Here is a 20,224-nt window from a genome sequence, read left to right as displayed (position 1 = left end):
ACGCTATGGGGTAAAGACCCCAGGGACCGGTTGATAGCCGAGGGAACACGGTGGATGGCCACAACCCGAGAAATGGCTGGCGCCTCAGCGACAGGAAAGCCAGCGGCCGTACCGACCTTCACGCATGTAGGGTCGCTCCGAACCATCCGCCAGAACCTCGCAAAGTTTGGTGCCGCGTAAGCGGTAGCGGCGGTGGCAGCCGAGGCATTCGTATTCAATGAGAGGCGGTTCGCCCGCTTTAGGCTCGGCTGGTTTGACGGTAAGCCAGTCTTCTCCGGCACGGCCTGGCCACTTACCAGAATGCGAATGACCGCACCGGCAAGCAGGCAGGAGGCGGGTTTGGATTTCCCGGGTTGCAGGGAGGGGGGCGTCTGGAGATGTCATAAACAGGATGTCTTCTTCCGTTCCGCATTAACACTGCGCCGACAGGTCGGAATTTCAAGCGCAATCTGTTGAATCCTTGGGACGAACAGGGCTGCCTCAAGTTTGACAGTTCGGGGGGGGTGCGACCCGAGTGAAACGATTCTCCGGCTTCCTCAGCGTGGGACTGGCGCCGCTGCGCTAATGGCTACCCAGCAACTCTGGAGATTCCTGGCAAACGGTGTCGCGCCTCCGGCATGGATGCTGCCGCGGGCTGACTCCCGCGACACTACAGGCAGCGCCGGCGCTCGGATTCACACCTTGACTTCGCTGGGCATCAGGTTATGCTCGCTGCCATCGCATGAATGAAGTCAACATCGCAGTAGTGCCGGTGGCAGGACTGGGCACGCGCCTCTTGCCCGCCACGAAATCGCAACCCAAGGAAATGCTCCCGGTCGGGCGCAAGCCGGGGGTGCAGTATATAGCGGAAGAGCTGACTCGTGCCGGAATGAAGCGGATGTTGTTTGTTACCGGTCCGGGCAAGACGTCGATCGAGAACCATTTCGACCTCAATGACGAACTGATTGAGAATCTGCGCGAGACGGGCAAGGAGGATTTGCTGGAGGAACTGGAATTCGAGCGGGCGCCGGTGCAGTATTTCTACACGCGCCAGCGCCAGTTGCTGGGCTTGGGGCACGCCGTGTTGTGCGCGCAACCTTTCGTGGGCGATCTGCCTTTTGTCGTGGCGCTGGGGGATTCCATCATCGGCCTGCAGGCGCAAAGCGACATCGTCCGCCGCATGGTGCGCTGCTTTGCGGAGCAGAAGGCGGAAGGGGTGGTGGCATTTGAGGCGGTTCCCAGAAGTGAGGTGCATAACTACGGCGTGGCCCGTGCCAGGGGAGACGGGGAGGTGTTTGAGTTGGCGGACGTTATTGAGAAGCCAAGTGTTGCGGAAGCGCCGAGCAACCTGGCGATCGCTGCCCGCTACGTTTTCGCGCCGTCGATCTTTGACGCGCTGCAGCGCACTCCGGCCGGCAAGGGCGGGGAGATTCAATTGACCGACGCCATCCGCCTGATCATCCAGGGCGGAGGCAAGGTTCTGGGAATGCGGCTGCGCACGAACGAGCGCCGCTTCGACATCGGAAACTACGATGCTTACTTCCGCGCTTTTGTCGAGTTTGCGCTGGCCGACCGGAAATACGGGGCAGCGCTTCGCAAGTTCCTGGTCCAATTGCTGCATGAACCTAATCCGTAAACGCGCTTACTCCCGGGCGGGGTTGATTGGGAACCCGTCGGACGGATACCACGGGAAGACGATCTCGATGATTGTCCGTAACTTTTGTGCCGAGGTGGTGCTTTACGAGTGGGATACGCTCGACATCGTGCTGGCGGAGAATGACCGGGCGCGGTTCGCTTCGATCCAGGACCTGGCCCGGGACGTCAAGCTGCACGGCTATTACGGCGGCATCCGGCTGGTCAAGGCCACCATCAAGCGTTTTGTGGACTACTGCCAGGCTCGGAACATCAAGCTGCACGACCGCAACTTCTCGGTGCGCTACCAGACCAATGTCCCGCGGCAGGTTGGCATGGCGGGTTCCAGCGCGATCATCATCGCCACGCTGCGGTGCCTGATGGAGTTCTATGAGGTGGTGATTCCCCAGGAAGCCCAGCCAAGCTTCGCCCTGCCGATTGAACGCGAGGAATTGGGCATCATGGCCGGCCTTCAGGATCGAGTCGCCCAGGTTTACGAAGGGGTGGTTTACATGGACTTTGACCGGGCACAGGAACGCAGTGTGCAGGGTTTCTCCAGCTACCTCTACGAGCCGTTGGATCCGGGACTGCTCCCGCCCCTTTACCTGTCGTACCACACCGATTTCAGCGAGCCAACCGAGGTGTTCCACAATGACATTCGCGGGCGCTACAACCGCGGTGAGGAGAAGGTGGTTAATGCGATGAAGCACTGTGCCGATCTGGCCGCTCGGGGGCGGGAGGCGCTGCTGCGGCGCGACTACGAGGAATTGGGCCGGTTAATGGACGAGAATTTCGACACGCGGCGCAGCATCTACAACTTGCCTCCCTGGCAAATTGAGATGATCGAAACAGCCCGCCGTTGCGGCGCCAGCGCGCAATTCTCCGGTTCCGGGGGCGCCATCGTGGGAATTTGCCAGGACGAGGCGATGTTCAAGCGACTTGGCGAACGCCTGGCAGCCCTGCATAGCTGCACCATCAGGCCCCAGGTTCTCCCGTAAGATGTGCAGCGGCTGGCCGGGTGCGGCCCGGGGTATCCTTGGCTATTTCGATTGATTCGTGGGGCCTGACTCGGGCGCCGCTCTGGGTCATTACCTCTGGCGGCCTGAAGGAGTTGCCGATCTCGATAAGCTGGCCACGGGGAACAACGACTTCCTTGAGTGCGGGCAGTGCTGTTACGACCAGCAGCGTCCCGGCGGCGCTATTGTAGGCAAATCTCTCATGAGCTTTCTTGCTCGTCCCGGCCCTTCGTCTTGTCGTTCGCCCACTCGTATTCAGAACAGGCGCCCGGTGACAGACGCCAAGGAGGTAGGGGTGGGGAACCCCGTGGGAAGAAACGTTCTGTCACCGGACACTACGCCATATAGCCGAAGTTGCTTTGAGTTCCAACCCGTCCCTTGGCATTCGCTGACCCTATTTTGCCAGCTGCTGGATTTCGGCGTGGCGGCGGGCCGATGGTCAGATGGCGGCGTTCGCCACTGCCGGAAGGTGAGCGGCCAGCTGCGCCTTAATGGCAGCGAACTTCTCGGGCGAGATGGAGACTTCGTGATACATCTCCACCAGGTGCTCGCGGGTGACTTTCTCGAAGTCCTGTTCGCGTGGAGTCGTGCAAATGCCGCCGAGTTCGACGGCGGCAGGACTGATTAGCAGCTTGTCGTCGCCTTCCTTAAAGTAGAAAGCAGGGCGGTGTTTGGCGCGGGGGAAGAAGTGGAGTCTCCATTCGCCGTTTCCGTAGAAGCCGAGAATGTTCATCATTGGCTCTTCCTCCGGCGAGCCACTGGTCTGAAAGGACTTGTACAGCGCGCCAAAGGCTCGATGGAGCATGGCCGCATCCGCCGACTCGAAGGTAATGAAGTGACGGAGGCAATTCTCAACGCTCCAGGCACGGAAAGGGCTAGAGGCGAACAGTTGGCTTGCATGCGTCGCCTTCATTTCGTCAAACTCGGCATTCAAGGGAACCGGAGCCCGGGTTCCCGCCTGGAAGTGTAGATGATCGGGTGCCGAGGCGCCACACTTGGGCCCGTTGTACAGCACCATGTAACGCGCTCCCAAATCTCGAGTGATCCTGAGGAACGCATCAAATGAGCCGCGGATAAGCTGGGGCTCGTGCCGCAGGCAGGAGATGGTGAAATGCTCCGGGAAGATGGGAAACGGATTGCAGAGCACCAGGTAATCGCCGTCACTCGGGATGCCGCGCTGGGTGGGCGGCAGATTCTCGGTGCAAAGGAAGCACTTTCGTTCCTTAATGGAGGTCGCATCCACCTTTGCCACCGTCGAGATCATGCGGCCGGGGTTGAACTGCACCTTGATGTGGAATCCGTTGAATTCGAACACCCGGGTCTTGACTGTGCGGAGGGTGTCATAGCCGTTTCGCAGCAAATCCCACACTCCCTTCTGCTGCTCCAGCAGCGCATGGGCTTTGCTCGATGGGTCGTTGTCGGAGACGAACGGGGCCAACTCGCGTTCCGAGATGGCGATTTGCTCAATGGGCCTGGCCACGATTGGTTCGAGGGGTTATCGGCGAGCTTAGGCGGACTTGCGCTTGCCGGTCGTGATCTTCTTCGTGGTGGCCGCGGCAGGTTTTCCCCCTTTGTTCATCCTCTGCCGGGCGAGTATCTCGAAGGTGCGCAGTTTATCCTTGTAGAAATTAAAGGCGTTCTGCCTGGTGACATCAATGCCAGCGTCGGAGTTTCCTTCCCAGCGGCGGCAAAGATAAATCGGCTCATAGATGCGGGCGATCTGGTACTGGCGGGAGACGGCCAGCACGGCGGCGTAATCCTCGCCGTAGCTGACGTTCGGGAACCGAATGCCTCGGATAACTGGCGTGTAATAAGCGCGCGGGGCGCCCAGCCCGTGGATGCGGAGCGCGTTGTTCCGGCCATTGTCGGGCGTCCACTCCTTGTGGTCAATCACCCCCGGCGGGATTTCCTCCAATTTGAAATTTGTCATCCGGTAGGAGCCGATTACGGCAGCGCATTTCTCGCGGTGGAACGCATCTACAATCTTCTGGAGAGTGGTCTCGTCCTTGTAGATGTCGTCACTGTCGAGTTGGACCGCGAACCGGCCGCAAGCCGGATGCATAATCGCTTCGTTCCAGCATCCGCCGATGAGCAAGTCCTGCCGCTCCGGGATTACATGGAGCAACCGGCGGTCCTTCTGGGCGAAGGAGCGAAGCAGGTCGGTTGTTCCGTCGGTGGAATGGTTGTCCACGACAATGAGATTAAACGGGAAGGTGGTCTGCTGCTTCAGGACTGAGGTGACCGCATCGCCAACGGTCTTCACCCGGTTTCTGACAGGGATGATCACTGAGGCCTCAATTTTGAACGCCGTGTCCGCCAGGTTAGGCATCTTAAAGCGCGGTTTGAGCCACGCGCCGATTCGCTTCAGGTGTTCGGTGGCAGCGGCTTCCATCTCGATTTGCACGGCACGGTTTTTCGGGTCAACGTAATCAAACTGCTTCTGGTCAGACTTGCGGACGTCCAGTTCGACTTTGCCGTAGAGGTGCTCGACCACGCGGGTGAGGGTGTGTTGGCGCGAGACGGCCATTCGCAGCGCGTACAACCCGGCATACTGGAAGTCCTGTCGCAGGCTGGCGGCAGCTGCTTTGAGGGCCTTGGTGCTGAGGAAGAGCACCGAACCGAAGTTGAAGTCATCACGCACGCTGCCTAACTGATACTCGATAACCGGGTGGGAAATCCTCTGCTGAGCTTGAATGTCATGGTAGTCCGAGTAGACCATGCCTGAGCCGGTCAAACCGGCCACTGAGAGCAGCCGGTCAAGGGCGAACTGACCAAATTCGATGGTTGTGTCATGGATGACCAGGAGCGTGTAGGGGGTGGCGCTTTTCTGCGCTATCATCCGCATGGTACGGGTGCCATACAGTGTTTTCACGGCCACGCGCTCACAGCCTTCCGGGAGGCTTCCGACACCTCCGGTTGCCAATAGACAGATTCGCTCAACCAAGGGCGACTGCTGCAACTGGTCAATCGTTCGGCGGGTGTGTTCCTGGCCGCTGTAGGGAAGAAAAACAGTAATGGGTTTAGGCATAATTCTCTGGCTCGATGGTAGGCAGCGCCCGGCTGGATACTCTGCCGCCAGGGCGCGGCTGTTGGTTACGCGTGTGCACTGGCCGGAGTGTATCGAGACAGTGCGAAGCGGCAAGCGAAAGATGCGGCAATCCGGCCTAAAATCAACGTATTACCTGCGCAAAGCGCAGAATCCAATCTGAGTAAGATCGGTTGTAATAGTCTCACCGGGCAGGTGGGCCCAAGGCCTGCGCCGCAAGCCGGGTGTATTCGCCTGCGCCCACCGCCAACGAATGGGTCCCGCGGTCTCCAACCTGGACGTTGCGGGGCCCGTCCAGTCCCCGCTGACCCGGGCAGCTTTGGCTTGGCGATACGGTGACGGCAGGGTGGTGCTACGGTGTGGTTCCCATGGGGAGCGCTCCCCATGGGATACACACCGGGATCTCATGGGTATCACAGCGTTGTCACACCGATATCTCCGGCATTGGAGAACCGTGCGGGCGGATGTGTTCGGGAACCACTGCTATCTCAAATAGCCTGAGACTGTATCAGCAGATTGCGGCACCAACTTCTTGCGATCTACATCGGCACGTTGAGGGTGCTCACCTGGGCCCCGCATGTGCGCGAGTGGCGGCAAGGCATCTCAACTTGGGTTACCGCGTCTCAGGCCTTTGGCAGGCCCTTCATGAACGGCGTGAATAAGTCAATTGGGATCGGCACAAAGGTGGTGGTGTTGTGCTCACTGGAGATTTCGCGCATCGTCTGGAGGAAGCGCAATTGCAGAGCGATTGGCTCTTTGCTGATCATCGAGGCGGCCTGAACCATCTTCTCGGCCGCTTGGTACTCGCCTTCGGCGTTGACGATCTTGGCGCGGCGCTCACGTTCGGCCTCGGCTTGCTTGGCCATCGCGCGTTTCATGCTGTCGGGCAGCGCGACATCTTTCACCTCAACGGCGGTGACTTTTACTCCCCAAGGCTCGGTTTGACGGTCAATAATCTCCTGCAGCTTCTGGTTGATTGACTCGCGTTGCGAGAGCAAGTCGTCCAGCGGGGCCTGGCCGAGGACGCTGCGGAGGGTGGTCTGCGCAATGAGCGAAGTGGCTTTATAGAAGTTCTCGACCTTGATCACCGCGTCAACCGGTTCCACAATGCGGAAATAGACGACCGCATCAACGGTGGCGGGCACATTGTCTCGGGTCATGATTTCCTGTCTGGCGACATCAATGGTGACGACGCGCAGGTCCATTTTGACCATGCGGTCCACGACCGGAATGAGAAAAATCAGCCCCGGTCCTTTTGCGGACAGCAGTTTACCGAGCCGAAAGATCACGCCGCGCTCATACTCGCGCAGGATCCGAATGGCTTGTGGCAATACGATCGCTCCCAGGATGATGATAGGGACGATCCAGGAGGTGACGTTGAACAATCTGGCAATGATTTCTTCCATGCTGTTTTCCGGTTGTTAGCGTTGTTTATGCTATGGGTGGTTGTTTAGGTTTCACTTTCAGAATCAGACCATTGACAGCGACAATCTCGACGGGGTGACCGGCTTCGATCGGCGTTTCGCTTGCCGCGTTCCAGTATTCGCCCTCAACAAAAACCTTGCCGCCGCTGGCATCAATACGGGCCAGGGCCGGAACCGTTTTGCCGGCAAGCGCCTCGCGACCCACACGCACCGGGAAGAACTGCGCCCTGAGGCCCGCGCCTACGACAAAGACAAAGAATGCGGCTGTCACAAGCGTCGCGGGGATGATGTACGCCAGCGAGATCCGGAAGGCGGGGTCGGCGCGATTGAAAAGCATCAGTGCCCCCAAGAAGAACGCGACGATCCCGCCGAACGTGAGCACACCATGTGTGGGTGCGAAGATGTCTAGGATGAACAAGACCACCGCCAGGCCGATCAGCGCCATGCCGGCGATATTCACCGGCAGCACAGTGGCCATATAAAGCACAAGGATCAGCGCAATCGCACCTACCACCCCCGGCAATATCGCACCCGGATTGCTCAGCTCCCCAATTATACCGTAGATCGCGACCAGCATCAGGATCATCATCAGTTCGGGGTGCGAGAGCAGCTGAAGAACCCGTTCCTGCGTGGTCATCGGAATATCCACAACATTCGCGCCGGCGGTCTTTAGGGCCTTGCCGTTCACCTCACGGTCATCGAGCTGGCTGAGCAAATCGGGCAAGTCCTTGGCGATGAGGTCAATGACCTTCAACTCCAGCGCTTCGTCGGCATCGATCGCCTTGCTTTCGACCACAGAAGATTTGGCCCACTCGGCGTTGCGCCCGCGCCTCTTGGCAATTCCTTCAATGAAGCTGCCAGTGATCTGCTCCAGCTTCTCCTTCATCACGTCGCTGGTTTTTTCCTCGCCGCCGGGCCCGATAGAAACCGGGTGCGCCGCGCCAATACTGGTGGCAGGCGCCATGGCGGCCACATCGGCCGCCAGCGTGATGAAGCAGCCCGCGCTGCCGGCCCACGCCCCTTCGGGGGCGACATAGACCACCGTCGGGATCCTTGAAGTGTAGAACTGTTGGACGATCTCCTTGGTAGAATCGAGTGAGCCGCCCGGGGTATCTAACTGAATGACAAGGCAACTGTCTTCGCGCTCGGTGGCCACGTCAATGCAGCGGGCGATGTAGCTGGCCGTAGCCGGCCCAATGGCACCCTTGATTTTAATCAGGCCGACATCCGCCGCCCGTGAGCCGAGCGCGGCTGCGCTGGTCAGTCCTGCCACAAAGATTAGCACCAAATGCCGCATCGCATCCTCAATATGCCTGACAATATCATAATCGCCTAATCCGGCAATCCCCTAATCATCATCGGTCCATTGGAGGGCCTGAAACCCAATCTGCTTCCCATTCGGACGGAACCGTCCCGAGTGAATTCATTTTGTACTTCTCATGCCATAGCGGAGTCATGCATTTTGCTGACAAATCAGTATGTACCGGGACAAGAAAGTCGTGGTGGTGATGCCGGCCTACAATGCCGCGAAGACGCTCCGCCAGACGCACGAGGAGGTGCTTGAGCAGCAAGTAGTGGACACCATCATCCTGGTGGACGATGGAAGCCGGGACGAAACGGTGGCGATTGCGCGCGGCTTGGAGGGGGTGCAAGTCCACGTCCACGAAGTGAACAAAGGTTACGGGGGGAATCAGAAGACTTGCTACCGTCTGGCTTTGGATGCAGGGGCAGACATCGTGATTATGATTCACCCCGACTATCAGTACACCCCAAAACTGATACCGGCGATGGTTTCGATCATTGGCAACGGGCTGCATGCGTGTGTTTTGGGCAGCCGCATTCTGGGAGGGTACGCGTTGCGCGGGGGAATGCCCGTTTGGAAGTACGTTTCGAACCGAGGCCTGACGCTGATCGAGAATATTCTACTGGGGGCCAAGCTGTCGGAATATCACACGGGCTATCGTGCGTTTTCCCGGGCGATCCTGGAGAGATTAGACCTGGTAGGCAATTCGGATGACTTCGTCTTCGACAACCAGATGCTGGCGCAAATCCTGTGGCACGGATTCACGATCGGCGAAGTGAGTTGTCCGACAAAGTACTTCCCGGAGGCTTCGTCCATCAACTTGCGGCGGAGCATCAAGTACGGGTGCGGGTGCCTGGCAACGGCGTTGAAATACCGCCTGGCGAAGCTCGGCCTGGCAGGTTGCAGGTTATTTCCCAAAGCTCCATCGAGCGCGTAGCCACGAGCACAGAAAGACGGCTCCAAGAGCGACGGCTTCGGAATCCTTGTGCCTCGGCAGCCCGAGCCACCGTCGGCTCGATTCGCCGACCACCCGGCGACTTACTTCGCTCGCGCTAGACGCAAGGCGAGCCGTGACTTCTTGCGGCCAGCGGTGCCACGGTGCAGGACGCCCGACTTAGCAGCCTTGTCCAAGGTGGAGTTGAGCTTCCGCAGTTCTTTGGCGGCTTCGTCCTTCTTGCCGGAGGAAAGGAGTTCCAGGTAGCTCTTCTCGGCGGTGTGGAGGCGCGCCTTGACGCTGCGATTCTTCAGGTTCTTGCGGGCGCTATTGCGCATGCGGCGTTCGGCTGACTTCGTGTTCGGCATAAATCAAGGTTTGGTCAGTTACTTAGAGCGTGCAACGGTAGTCGAACGGCTGTGATTGTCAACGCCGACGATGAGTCTCACGACATATTCGCGCCGGAAGGCGAGGTCCGGTTCGCTGGCTAAAAGCGTACCAGCTGGCTATTTCGCTGCAGGTTGATGGACTTTCCAGCAACGCCCCCTGTCTGAAATATCCAATGATTTCAACCGTTTCCGCCTTCCGCATTGAATGTCGCAGCTGGTTGGCATCATCGGTGCTAAACCGGGCGCGACTGCGAGAACTGTTGAGGCAGTCTTTGGCTGGCATTGCTCGAGGCACTGTAGCCCGGTTCTCGCTGGTGGGCTTAGTTGGTTTCCCTTTGCCGGGAAAGGTGCGTTTGCTGATATGAAGAAAATTGAAGCCATAATTAAACCGTTCAAACTTGAGGAAGTTAAAGACGCCTTGGGGGAGGTGGGGATCGAGGGAATGACCGTCAGTGAAGTCAAAGGTTTCGGCCGACAGAAAGGGCACACGGAGATTTACCGTGGCAGCGAGTACACCGTGGACTTTCTGCCTAAGATAAAGATCGAAGTGGTGACGAGTGACGGGCAGTCGGATGCCGCGGTTGGCGCTATTCTCAGGTCGGCCAAGACCGGCAAGATCGGTGACGGCAAGATCTTCGTCTCACGTATCGAGGAGGCTGTTCGCATCCGCACTGACGAAAAGGGAGAACAGGCTGTTTAACTTGGAAACCGGCAAATTCTAACGTGGCGGCTGAGATGAAAAAGGTATTAACGGGGTTCAGTCTGTGGGTGGCATTTATGGCGCTGCCGTTGGCGGTGCCAGCTGCCGATACAGGACCTACGACTACTCCCACAACTGAGAAGTTAAGCACACCCAGTTTGGAGGAACGCGTAGCTGATTTGGAGGCCTACTTGAACAATGGCGCTCGAGGTAACGCAGCCAATCCGAGCCTGACCACGAAAGTCGGCGGGCCGGGCCCCGGCCACAACGCGTTCCAGATGATCTGTGCGGCACTGGTGCTGTTCATGACACTGCCCGGGCTGGCGCTCTTTTATGGCGGTTTGGTGCGCCGAAAGAATGTGTTGTCGGTGCTGGCACAATGCCTGGGTATCGCCGGACTAGTCAGCATTCTTTGGTGGATGTGCGGCTACAGTCTGGCGTTCTCGAAAGACGGATTCATCCATGGTCTCGTTGGCAATCTCGATTGGAAGTTCATGGCGGGGGTGGGTTCGGAGCCAAATACGGATTATAGCGCCTGGGTCTCGCATAACGTGTATTCCATGTTTCAGCTTATGTTCGCGATTATCACGCCCGCGTTGATGGTGGGCGCTATTGCGGAGCGCATGAGGTACTCGGCCATTCTCCTGTTTGTGGCGCTCTGGATGTTCGTAGTGTATTTCCCGTTGGCACACATGGTATGGGGCGCAGACGGCCTGATGAATGGGGTGTGGAATCCTGTCGCCAAGATCCGCGCCATTGACTTTGCCGGCGGCACGGTGGTGCACATGTCCTCTGGGTGGTCAGCCCTCGTCCTTTGCCTCGTCCTGGGTAAGCGGCTCGGATTTGGCAAGGAACCAATGCCGCCGCATAGCATGGTTCTTTGCATGGTGGGCACCGGTATGTTGTGGGTTGGCTGGTATGGGTTCAACGCCGGCAGCGCCGTCGCCGCTGACGGTATTGCTGCCAACGCGTTTACGACCACAACGCTGGCCACCGCAGTCGCTTCGTTCACCTGGGCGATGGCCGAGTACGTTTTCCGCGGTAAGCCGAGCATCCTCGGTTTTTGCTCTGGTGCGGTGGCGGGGTTGGTCGTAGTCACTCCGGCATGTGGCTACGTGACGACCACTGGGGCGGTCGTCATCGGTTTGGTGGCGGGTTTGGTTCCATACCTGGCTTGCTGGAAATTGAAGTCCGCTGCAGGTTACGACGACGCGCTTGACACGTTCGGGGTCCACGCTGTAGGAGGCACTTTGGGGGCATTCCTGACCGGCTTGCTCGCCAGCGCCAAGGCTAACCCTAATCTCGTCAACAACCTCGCGAAGGTCGGCAACAAGCTGGACGCTGCAAATCCCGCCACCCGGAACGGCTTGGCCAGACTGGTTGCTGAAGGCGGCCTTTGGATCGAACAACTCAAGGCGATCGGTATCACTCTCTGTTTGGCGATCGTGGGCACAATCATAATCACCTTCGTTGTCCGGGCAATTCTGGGACTGCGGGTGGCGCCGGAAATAGAGGTTTCGGGCCTCGACCTGTCCGAACACGGGGAGGAGGGCTATCATACAGCCGGCCAATTATGATTTCGTGGCGCCGTGCTGGTTGCTCGCGAGGTGGGGCGATCGGCGACGCCTCGATTTCAAGCGGAGCACAAACCAAACATACTAAGATATGAGTACACCCAAGAGCGTAATCGAATTAGCGACCAAGAACGGGGCCAAGATGGTAGACATCAAGTTCGTTGACACCTTTGGCACCTGGCAACACTTCAGTTGTCCCATCAGGGAGTTGACGGAGGACATCTTCACCGAAGGACTGGGTTTCGACGGATCGAGCATACGCGGTTGGAAGAGCATTGAAGCCTCCGACATGCTGGCGATGCCCGACCCGGCAACGGCGTTCATGGATACGTTCTGCGCTGTGCCAACCCTGAGCCTTACCTGCACCATTGCAGAGACGGGCACCAAGGAAGCCTACACGCGCGACCCACGGGGTATTGCCCAGCGCGCCGAGAGATACCTGAACAGCACCGGCGTGGCTGACTCGGCCTATATGGGGCCGGAAGCCGAGTTCTTCGTATTCGACAACGTCCAATTCGACAGCAAGAGCAGCGGGGCCTTTTACAGCGTTGATTCCGAAGAAGCTGTATGGAATACCGGCCGGGAGGAAATGCCCAACACCGGTTACAAGATTCGGCACAAGGAAGGTTATTTTCCCGTTGCTCCGGCCGACACCCAGCAGGACATTCGTACGGAAATGTGCCTGGTAATGGAGGAGTTGGGGGTGCGAATCGAGCGGCAACACCATGAAGTAGCTACGGCCGGACAAGCGGAAATAGATTACCGGTTTGATACACTGGTCCGGGCAGCCGATGCCATGATGGTTTACAAATACGTGGTGAAGAACGTGGCGCGGAAGCACGGCAAGACAGCCTGCTTCATGCCCAAGCCACTCTTCGGCGACAATGGCTCGGGAATGCACACCCACCAGTCGCTGTGGAAGAAAGGTAAACCGCTATTCGCAGGCAACGAATACGCGGGCCTCTCGAAGACAGCCCTCTATTATGCTGGAGGACTCTTGAAGCATGCGCGAGGGCTGTGCGCGCTCTGCAACCCAACGACCAATAGCTACAAGAGACTTGTTCCAGGTTATGAGGCCCCGGTGAACCTGGCTTACAGTTCACGGAACCGTTCGGCGGCGATTCGTATCCCCACCTATAGCGACGATCCCAAGGCCAAGCGACTGGAATACAGGCCGCCAGATCCTGCCGCCAATCCTTACCTGGCGTTTGCCGCATTGCTGATGGCAGGCTTGGATGGGATCCTCAACAGGATTGACCCGGGGGAGCCCTTGGACAAGAACATCTACGAACTGCCACCGGAGGAGCTGAGGAAGGTTCCCAATGTAGCTGGCAGTCTCGGCGAGGCGTTGGATTGCCTGCAAAAGGACTACGAGTTCCTGCTTAAAGGCGATGTGTTCACCATGGACTTCCTCGACATGTGGATTGCGACCAAGCGCAAGGAGCACGATGCCTTGCGGTTGCGGCCGCATCCCTATGAGTTCTTCCTCTACTACGACGTGTGAAGGGTGGGGGAACGCGACTACATCATCCTTGTAGGCGGCTTCACTGACTGTCCCGTTGCTTGACAAGTCGCGGCGCTAAATAGCAGGTGGAGCGCAAAAACGGGGCGTTACGTCTGACTTGCCGACTCTGTCTGGCGGGGTGAAGCTATTCTCGCTGCCGTGGGGCGGGTGGCGTTTGCCACCAACCAGCGCTCTGCGGTGGCGGATTCTGAATCAGGCGTACAATGCCCCACTAGAAGCGCAGAATCGATCGCCGCACAGCTCCGCTTGGAATTCACTGCGTTATTGCATAACGCCAAGATCAGGACGTCCTGATACCGGTTGTCACGTCTCCTTGAACTTATTCTGCTTCTGGATGCACAATGGGAGGATGATTCGAGTGATAGCTGGAGCGTTCGTGCTGGGCTTTGCGAGCTTAGAAGTCCTGGCAGCCGGGCTGCAGTTGCATACTCCGCCTCCGCGCATGCCGACGAATGCCCCACAGTTACCTAGTCTGCTGGTGGGCGCTGCGGGACAGGGGATAGCTTCGAAGCAAGCTTGGCTCAACCAGCGCGCGCGTTTGAAGGAACAGTGGCAGGGCGTCTTGGGTCAGTTCCCGAATCATAAGGCACCGCTTAACACTGAGGTGCTCAGTACAGAAGATCTGAGTGGGATTGCCCGGCAGCTTGTCAGGTATCAGGTTGAGGAAGGGTTGTTCACAGACGGTTACTTGCTGACACCTGGGGAGGCAAAAGGGAAGTTGCCAGCTATCGTTGTCTTCCATCCGACAACTCCGTTGCATGCTAAGGGTGTGGCGGGCTTAGCTCCGGAGTATTCCCGAGAGAAGTGGCACGGCCTGCAATTCGTCAAGCGCGGCTATATCGTATGGTGCCCGCGCAACTACATCGAGACGGAAGGAGCGGGCTGGACCGGCAACGCGGCGCGCGTCCTCGCCCGGCACCCCAATTGGACCGGCATGACCCGGATGGTCTGGGATGCAATACGCGCAGTGGACTTCCTGGAGTCGCTGCCGAGCGTGGATGGCAAACGGATCGGCTGCCTCGGTCATTCGCTTGGCGGCAAGCAAGTGCTGTATGCGATGGCTTTTGACGACCGCTACCGTACGGGGGTCTCAAGCGAGGGGGGCATAGGGTTGGAATTCAGCAATTGGGAGGCACCGTGGTACCTCGGCTCCAAGATCAAGCACCCAAGATTCGGTCGGGAGAACCACGAGGTGCTCGCTCTGATTGCGCCCCGGGCCTTTCTCCTGCTCGCCGGAGATTCTGCGGACAATGACCGGAGTTGGACATTCATCCAAGCTGTGCAGCCTGTTTATGAACTGTTGGGGGCGCCAGGAAGCATTGGCTGGCTAAACCACCGCCAGGGACATTTCTACGCACCCGAGGGCCGCGCTGCTGCAGAAGAATTCCTGGATCGGCACCTAAAGCAATGACGGCCGCAAAAGCGCGTAATCCCACGCCCCTCCAGCCAGTAATGGCCCACCGCGCGCAGGATTCGAATCACTGTCTCAAGCCTTAACGCTTGAAGCAGTTGCCAAGGAAGCTCCTCTCCTTCAAAGTAGAAGCGGATGAGCAAATGCTTTTACATCACGACCGCCATTGACTACGTCAACGGGCACCCGCATCTCGGCCATGCTTACGAAAAGGTGGTCGCGGATGTCATTGCGCGGGCGCATCGGAGCTTGGGGCAGGAGACGTTTTTCCTGACCGGCCTGGATGAGCACGGCCAAAAGGTCCAACAGGCGGCAGTAACAGAAGGCAAGACCCCGCAAGCTTACTGCGATGGGCTGGCGGAGGTCTGGAAGGCCTTTGCCGCGAAGCTGGATTTGACCAACGACGACTTCGTCCGCACCACCGAATTGCGCCATAAGGAGGTCGTACAGGCGATTCTGGCCAAGCTTCATGCCGAGGGGCACTTCTACAAGGAGGTCTATCGCGGCTTTTACTCGACCCGCCAAGAGACTTTCCTGACCCACAAAGACCGCCTGCCGGACGGCACGTTCGATCCGTCCTGGGGGGAAGTCATTGAGCTTGAGGAGGAGAATTACTATTTCAGGCTCAAAGACCATCAACAGTGGCTGATCGAGCATATCGAGCGGAATCCGTCTTTCATAGCTCCGGCCCAGCGCCGGAACGAGGTGCTGGGCTTCCTCAAGAACAACGTGCTGGAGGACCTCTGCATCAGCCGCCCGGCCTCTCGCTTGAACTGGGGTATCCCGTTGCCATTTGATCCGGACTACGTCACCTACGTGTGGTTTGACGCCCTCTCCAACTACATCACCATCCCCGCTGCCCAGGGCGACCCCGGCGTACCCGCATCACTGCGTCGTCAAGCCTCAGCCCAAAACCTTCAATGGAGGGTATGGCCTGCCGACATCCACCTCATCGGCAAGGACATCGTCAAGTTCCACAGCGTCTATTGGCCGATCATGCTCAAGGCGATGGGCGCGCCGTTGCCGAAACAGGTGCTCGCGCATGGTTGGTGGCAGAAAGACGGGCAGCGTATGAGCAAGAGCACCGGCAATGTCGTTGATCCGGTTGCCGTCATTGACGAGTGGGGCGTCGATGCGTTCCGGTTCTATGTGCTCCGAGAGCTGGACATCGGCCCAGACGGGAATTGGACGGAAGCTGGCTTCAAGGCGCGCTACTCGTCGGAATTGGCCAACGGGCTGGGCAACCTGGTGAATCGCTCCCTTTCGATGCTCAAACGATACCGCAGTGGTGTGGTGCCCAAGGTTTCGAACGAACTGGCCTTGGAAGCAGAGCAGGCGATTGCAGAAACGCGCCGCCTGTTGGCGCAGAACCAACTCCAGGGCGCGCTACAGGCGATCTGGTCGCTGGTGACGAGGGCCAATCAGTATGTGGACCACACCGCGCCGTTCAAGCTGGCCAAAGACCAGTCCAAAGCTGCTCGCCTCGATGAGGTATTGTATAACTTGGCGGAAATTTGTCGGATACTAGCAGTGCTGCTTTGGCCGTTCCTGCCGGGGACAGCGTCCAAGATCTACGCGCAGCTTGGCCTGGCCGGCTCACCCGACAAGGACTCGGAAGCTCGCTGGGGCGGATTGGCGGGCGGTCACGCGATCGGCACCCCCGCCCCTCTGTTTCCGCGCAAGGAGTCCTGAGGCATTCTGTGCGCTGTGTCACCATGAGCAACGAGTTTGGATTGGGAGTTGTTCTGCTTTGCAGCTCCCTTTATGCGCAGACTCTGAGCCTCCCTCCGCGCCCTGCGAAAGCCCCGACCGGCACCGAATTCGCCAGGCGCATTACCCCACTCAACTTGGCTGAACGTGAAGAGGAAGTCTTTGCGCAGATTACTGCCGGGAATGTTCCCGCTTTCTTGCGCAAGCTGTGTCCCGTGGCGGCTACTAGCGTCACCGACGGCAAGACAAACAGCGGGACGTTTTACGCCACGCCGGATTACCTCGCCATTGGATCTGACAAGGACTACTTCCTCATGCCGATCTCGCCAAACACAGCCCAGCGAATCGCCGATGTGGTGCACTGTTCTCTCCCAACACCGAAGATGGTGAACCAGATTTACGTTGCCGCCGAGGTGAAGCTGGCACCATCGCCGATCCCGCCCAGTCCGGCGATGACTACCGTCGCGGTGTTCGGCAAACACAATGAAATCGTTCAGGCCCAGCGGGCGGAGAAGTTGCCCGCGCACCCGCTTGGCGCGCTGGTCGCCGGGCACCAAAAAGACGTGGTGCTCACCCCGAAGCTGGCGTCCTCCCCAGGCAAGGTGGCTATCTACGGCTGGCACCAGACTAACGGTGTACCCATCCAGCCCCTCTACCTGAAACATATCGCCTCGTGGGTTGATTACAGCCAATGCATCCGCTTCGTACAACAGGGGATGATGGTCAATGGTGCCACCAAGACCGTCGCCGAAGTGCTTGCCGACTCTGCTTTGGCTGGCCTGTTGAGCGACGAAGGTCCAATTCCTAGTCCTCGCTATCCCACCAATGCCTTGCCTCCACTCCAAGCCACCGTCAGCGCTGCCAGCGTGAGTAAGCTCATCGAGAATCCGGAATTCAATGAGCGCATCACGTCGTTTACTTTCGCCCCGGAAGTCAAAGTCCGCGTAAATACGCCTGGGCAGTCGGCTTTCTCGCCGGGCAAGCAGATGTTGTTGGTCTTTTACGCCCTACCCAACGGCAACACTACCGAGCAGACCGCCGGCAGAATCATGAAGCCCGGGGATGATTGGCATTACGACATTCAACACATCGCAGCCCAAACCCGCTTCCTGCGCGACCTTATCAAGGACCAGGTCGTCGTCGTCGCGTATCTGGAAGCCGAGTCGAAGAGTTGGCCTGCGTGGCGAAAGAAACACGGCGACAAGCTGATCCCGGACATCATCGCCACAGTGAGGAAACTCTTTCCCACCCGCGAAGTGCAGACCGTCCTGAGCGCTCACAGCGGCGGCGGCAGCTTCATCTTCGGTTATCTCAATGCGGTAGACACAATTCCCGACGATGTAGTTCGCATTGCCTTCCTTGACAGCAACTACGCCTATGACCGCGCCATGGGCCATAGTGATAAGCTCGTGAAGTGGTTGGCTTCCGCGGGCCAGCGCTACCTTTGTGTCCTCGCTTACAACGACGCGGTCGCGCTCCTCAACGGGAAGTCATTCGTGAGCGCGACGGGCGGCACTTGGGGCAAGAGCCACGCAATGCGGGACGATCTAGCTGAGCATTTCAAGTTCACTACCCAAACCAATGCCGAGTTCCAGAGATTCACCGCTCTCGATGGGCGCATCCGGTTTCTCCTGAAGGAGAATCCGGAGAAGAGGATCTTTCACACGGTGCAGGTGGAACGAAACGGGTTCATTCACAGCATGGTTAGCGGTACGACTAACGAGGGCAAGGGTTACCAGTATTTCGGGCCGCGCGCCTATTCACCGTGGATCCGGGCTGAGTGAATGGCAGGAGGCAGGGTGCGGTGGCCGAGCGCTCATTCAGCTTGCTGAAGCCTGCTCCGCAACTCGGCCCGGAGGATTTCCGCGATGAGGTCATCAGCACTTTGCTCAAGTTGCTGCCACACCTCCGCAGTATTGCACGATTCGGGCAGGTTGAGACGGGCTCGCGCCGTGAAGAGGGTTTCGCCAGTCATGGTGGCACTGGCACCCTGGGTTTCAAATCTCGACGTTGATGCCGAAGCTGGCGAGCACTTGCGAAATCACCCGGACCAGGTTCGGTCGGTCCTGCTCTACGATTTCAAGCAGGCTCTGGTGGGAATGCCCCGGCTACAATCTTGCTTGGTCGACTACTCAGGCTTGGCTTCATAGACGCGGACGTAATCCACCTCAAAATAATCCGGCAATTTGGCCTTGCGAATATCTCCCCCCCAGGCGCCAATTTCCTCCGTCAGCTTGATGAATTCTGGCACCTGGGAGACGCCGCCCGCTGAAGTGCGCCAGATCTCCTGGCCATCCACGTAGAAGACGTATTCGGCAGGCAGCCACACCAAACTAATAATATTTACTTTATCGCCAAACGCTTAAAACCCCTGTATTTATTGGGTTTCCTCAGGTGCCCCATATAAAACCCAGTCCAAAACTTCGTGTTTGTCGGTTTCCCAGACGCCGGCCGAGCGTCTGCCCTTCCGATATTCAAGAGCGGCTTCCAAGAGCTTGCGCTCGTGAAATGTCAGGGAATCTCTCCACCGATAGAACTTGCGACGGTACCATTGCAGTCTGGTGCATAGCATCGCCACTGTGATGCGACCTTGCGGCTTGTAGACAAACACCGTCCCGGCCTTTTTGCGAGCCGCGAACTCAGCCCTCTTCTCCCTGGTCATCTTCTGCGGATTAACCCAAAGGTGCTCCCGGCGCTTTCGCCGCCACTTCTTTTGCTTGGCCTGTTCATCATGCCAGGTGCGGACGACCTCGCCGTCATTGGCTTTCGCATAAGCGATCCAGTCGAGCAGCTTTACCAGCGTGGGGTTTAGGTTGAGAGCGTGCTCCGTAGATTTGTGACGCACCAGCGGACGAGGTGTTCCCTGCCAGCGGTCTAGAACGAACACGAAGGCTTCTAAACTTCCGGGCTTCAGCTTCCGCCGATAAACCGTCTTGCGGTTCACCCTGGCCAGCTCGGCAATGCCTCCGATGGATTGCAGCCCCCGCACTACCTTTGCGAACGGGATACGCCAAGCCAATCGTGGGTCATCGGGGGGGAGTTTATAGAACCACTGGAATATCTCCCCGAACTCAGCCACTTCGCGCTTGGCCATGCCGGCGCCCACACTCCCCGCCTTTGGGGGCCTGCCTACTGAGCCATGCCGAGTTTGGGACATATCTGTCACAGATTACCATAGGACGTAAGCACATGCAAGCCACAGACAAAAAAAGACAGAAACAGTTTATGAGCACCCTGGTAGACACTGCCGGATTGATTCACGATTTATGGCAGGACGCTGAGACGGCTCCATCGGAGCGGTTCATTACGAGACTGAGGGAGGAAGGCAAAATACCCTATGTCAAGTTGGGGCATCTTATTTACTTCGACCCTGAGGCCGTTAGGAAGGTCATCATGGAGTCTTTCAAAGGCCAGCCGAAACGGAGCAAGTAATGAGGGCGGCTAACTCAGTCACCAAGCGGAGTTACGCGGTCGAGCTGACGCTGGCCGAATGGCTCCAGGTCAAGGGCGAGTTTTTGCCGAATGCGGCCAGCTCCACCAAGAAAACAAAATCGGCAGCCCGCCGCGAAGCTGGAGCTGCC

At 58.3% G+C, this 20,224-nt stretch carries 17 protein-coding genes and 1 pseudogene; 10 read left to right on the top strand and 8 right to left on the bottom strand.

Annotated features, from left to right (window positions below; genetic code table 11):
- The first annotated feature begins 721 nt into the window (after positions 1-721).
- Positions 722-1,615 (top strand): UTP--glucose-1-phosphate uridylyltransferase, encoded by an 894-nt coding sequence (locus tag P5205_07645; GenBank protein HSA10230.1) that lies wholly within the window; start codon positions 722-724, stop codon positions 1,613-1,615.
- Positions 1,599-2,609, top strand: a complete 1,011-nt coding sequence (locus P5205_07640) for a GHMP kinase (GenBank protein HSA10229.1) — start codon at positions 1,599-1,601, stop codon at positions 2,607-2,609. The genes P5205_07645 and P5205_07640 overlap by 17 nt, the downstream gene beginning before the upstream one ends.
- A gap of 64 nt (positions 2,610-2,673) precedes the next feature.
- Here P5205_07640 and P5205_07635 read toward each other — a convergent pair.
- From P5205_07635 to P5205_07615, 5 genes and pseudogenes are all read right to left on the bottom strand, one after another.
- Positions 2,674-2,814 (bottom strand): annotated as a pseudogene (locus P5205_07635) (L-seryl-tRNA(Sec) selenium transferase).
- A 252-nt stretch (positions 2,815-3,066) separates the two neighbouring features.
- Positions 3,067-4,107, bottom strand: coding sequence for a DUF4922 domain-containing protein (locus P5205_07630; GenBank protein ID HSA10228.1), 1,041 nt, complete (start codon positions 4,105-4,107; stop codon positions 3,067-3,069).
- A gap of 27 nt (positions 4,108-4,134) precedes the next feature.
- Positions 4,135-5,655 (bottom strand): glycosyltransferase family A protein, encoded by a 1,521-nt coding sequence (locus tag P5205_07625; GenBank protein HSA10227.1) that lies wholly within the window; start codon positions 5,653-5,655, stop codon positions 4,135-4,137.
- A 641-nt stretch (positions 5,656-6,296) separates the two neighbouring features.
- A complete protein-coding gene (locus P5205_07620; protein HSA10226.1) occupies positions 6,297-7,079 on the bottom strand; it encodes an SPFH domain-containing protein in 783 nt (260 codons plus the stop codon).
- A 25-nt stretch (positions 7,080-7,104) separates the two neighbouring features.
- Positions 7,105-8,370 (bottom strand): nodulation protein NfeD, encoded by a 1,266-nt coding sequence (locus P5205_07615; protein ID HSA10225.1) that lies wholly within the window; start codon positions 8,368-8,370, stop codon positions 7,105-7,107.
- A gap of 205 nt (positions 8,371-8,575) precedes the next feature.
- Between P5205_07615 and P5205_07610 the strand changes: the two genes are divergently transcribed.
- On the top strand, positions 8,576-9,337 hold the full coding sequence (locus tag P5205_07610) for a glycosyltransferase family 2 protein (GenBank protein HSA10224.1): 762 nt from the start codon (positions 8,576-8,578) through the stop codon (positions 9,335-9,337).
- A gap of 101 nt (positions 9,338-9,438) precedes the next feature.
- Here P5205_07610 and rpsT read toward each other — a convergent pair whose 3' ends face one another.
- Entirely contained in the window at positions 9,439-9,702 is a 264-nt protein-coding gene (gene rpsT, locus P5205_07605; protein HSA10223.1) for a 30S ribosomal protein S20, read from the bottom strand.
- Between the two features lie 382 nt (positions 9,703-10,084).
- Here rpsT and P5205_07600 point away from each other — a divergent pair, with 382 nt between their 5' ends.
- From P5205_07600 to P5205_07575, 6 genes are all read left to right on the top strand, one after another.
- Entirely contained in the window at positions 10,085-10,423 is a 339-nt protein-coding gene (locus tag P5205_07600; protein HSA10222.1) for a P-II family nitrogen regulator, read from the top strand.
- Between the two features lie 35 nt (positions 10,424-10,458).
- Positions 10,459-12,000 carry an ammonium transporter gene (locus P5205_07595; protein HSA10221.1) on the top strand — a complete coding sequence of 514 codons (1,542 nt, stop codon included), beginning with the start codon at positions 10,459-10,461 and terminating at the stop codon, positions 11,998-12,000.
- Positions 12,001-12,088: 88 nt separating this feature from the next.
- Positions 12,089-13,501 (top strand): type I glutamate--ammonia ligase, encoded by a 1,413-nt coding sequence (gene glnA / locus P5205_07590; GenBank protein HSA10220.1) that lies wholly within the window; start codon positions 12,089-12,091, stop codon positions 13,499-13,501.
- A 463-nt stretch (positions 13,502-13,964) separates the two neighbouring features.
- On the top strand, positions 13,965-14,933 hold the full coding sequence (locus P5205_07585) for a dienelactone hydrolase family protein (GenBank protein HSA10219.1): 969 nt from the start codon (positions 13,965-13,967) through the stop codon (positions 14,931-14,933).
- 135 nt (positions 14,934-15,068) lie between these two features.
- Positions 15,069-16,625, top strand: a complete 1,557-nt coding sequence (gene metG / locus P5205_07580; protein ID HSA10218.1) for a methionine--tRNA ligase — start codon at positions 15,069-15,071, stop codon at positions 16,623-16,625.
- 155 nt (positions 16,626-16,780) lie between these two features.
- Entirely contained in the window at positions 16,781-18,427 is a 1,647-nt protein-coding gene (locus P5205_07575; GenBank protein ID HSA10217.1) for a hypothetical protein, read from the top strand.
- A 344-nt stretch (positions 18,428-18,771) separates the two neighbouring features.
- Here P5205_07575 and P5205_07570 read toward each other — a convergent pair whose 3' ends face one another.
- Positions 18,772-18,972, bottom strand: coding sequence for a hypothetical protein (locus P5205_07570; GenBank protein HSA10216.1), 201 nt, complete (start codon positions 18,970-18,972; stop codon positions 18,772-18,774).
- A gap of 48 nt (positions 18,973-19,020) precedes the next feature.
- Positions 19,021-19,737, bottom strand: a complete 717-nt coding sequence (locus P5205_07565; GenBank protein ID HSA10215.1) for a hypothetical protein — start codon at positions 19,735-19,737, stop codon at positions 19,021-19,023.
- A gap of 131 nt (positions 19,738-19,868) precedes the next feature.
- Between P5205_07565 and P5205_07560 the strand changes: the two genes are divergently transcribed.
- A complete protein-coding gene (locus P5205_07560; protein HSA10214.1) occupies positions 19,869-20,075 on the top strand; it encodes a hypothetical protein in 207 nt (68 codons plus the stop codon).
- Positions 20,076-20,224 lie beyond the last annotated feature (149 nt).

This window comes from Candidatus Paceibacterota bacterium (assembly GCA_035452965.1).
Taxonomy (GTDB): Bacteria; Verrucomicrobiota; Verrucomicrobiia; order Limisphaerales; family UBA8199; genus UBA8199.
This window is presented reverse-complemented; position numbering and strand designations above follow the sequence as displayed.

Coding starts and splice junctions, on each gene's coding strand:
- P5205_07645 (HSA10230.1), top strand. CDS start 722: ATGAATGAAGTCAACATCGCAGTAGTGCCGGTGGCAGGACTGGGCACG.
- P5205_07640 (HSA10229.1), top strand. CDS start 1,599: ATGAACCTAATCCGTAAACGCGCTTACTCCCGGGCGGGGTTGATTGGG.
- P5205_07625 (HSA10227.1), bottom strand. CDS start 5,655: ATGCCTAAACCCATTACTGTTTTTCTTCCCTACAGCGGCCAGGAACAC.
- P5205_07620 (HSA10226.1), bottom strand. CDS start 7,079: ATGGAAGAAATCATTGCCAGATTGTTCAACGTCACCTCCTGGATCGTC.
- P5205_07610 (HSA10224.1), top strand. CDS start 8,576: ATGTACCGGGACAAGAAAGTCGTGGTGGTGATGCCGGCCTACAATGCC.
- rpsT (HSA10223.1), bottom strand. CDS start 9,702: ATGCCGAACACGAAGTCAGCCGAACGCCGCATGCGCAATAGCGCCCGC.
- P5205_07600 (HSA10222.1), top strand. CDS start 10,085: ATGAAGAAAATTGAAGCCATAATTAAACCGTTCAAACTTGAGGAAGTT.
- P5205_07595 (HSA10221.1), top strand. CDS start 10,459: ATGAAAAAGGTATTAACGGGGTTCAGTCTGTGGGTGGCATTTATGGCG.
- glnA (HSA10220.1), top strand. CDS start 12,089: ATGAGTACACCCAAGAGCGTAATCGAATTAGCGACCAAGAACGGGGCC.
- P5205_07585 (HSA10219.1), top strand. CDS start 13,965: ATGCCGACGAATGCCCCACAGTTACCTAGTCTGCTGGTGGGCGCTGCG.
- metG (HSA10218.1), top strand. CDS start 15,069: ATGAGCAAATGCTTTTACATCACGACCGCCATTGACTACGTCAACGGG.
- P5205_07565 (HSA10215.1), bottom strand. CDS start 19,737: ATGGCCAAGCGCGAAGTGGCTGAGTTCGGGGAGATATTCCAGTGGTTC.
- P5205_07560 (HSA10214.1), top strand. CDS start 19,869: ATGAGCACCCTGGTAGACACTGCCGGATTGATTCACGATTTATGGCAG.